The organism is Vibrio sp. OPT46 (assembly GCF_015163535.1).
In the GTDB taxonomy this organism is placed as follows: domain Bacteria; phylum Pseudomonadota; class Gammaproteobacteria; order Enterobacterales; family Vibrionaceae; genus Vibrio; species Vibrio alginolyticus.
In genome coordinates this window covers 714-1,130 of the sequence record NZ_JADDYG010000758.1, presented here as the reverse complement: position 1 = coordinate 1,130, position 417 = coordinate 714, and the positions used below count along the sequence as shown (strand labels likewise).

General features: G+C 41.5%; 1 pseudogene. It reads right to left on the bottom strand.

Features of this window, described 5'->3' with window-relative positions:
- Positions 1–417: pseudogene (locus IQR33_RS26785) on the bottom strand (isochorismate synthase); the annotation flags it as partial.

The window sequence follows — 417 nt, the reverse complement described above, 5'->3', positions numbered from 1 at the left end:
TTGGTAGTTATTTTCACCGAGCGAGAAAGCACAACTTTTGACAGCTCAGTGGTGTTAAAAAGCTCAAGTAAATGTGAAACGCCATTTTTATACTCATCCCCAGTTGGTGGTGAGACGACTTTTGCTATTTGTGGTGCACTTTTATCATTGTTCTGGCCGCGGTTACTGCTTGAAACATAAAGCGTTTTAGGAATGCAAAGTTGGGTAGGTGTATTTTCATCGAATGGAACGGTAGCAAATAACACCGGGTTGTCGTTTTCTGGTGTTTTAGCTCTTTCTAGTAATTCTTCAGCGGTGCTTGCCAGTTTCGAGAAAGGTATGGCGCGAGTCAAGCTTGTTTTGATACCTACACAAAGCATCGAGTTTTGTGGAGATGAGAAAAAGAACGGGGAATTTTTGAGTTCTTTATCCAACATC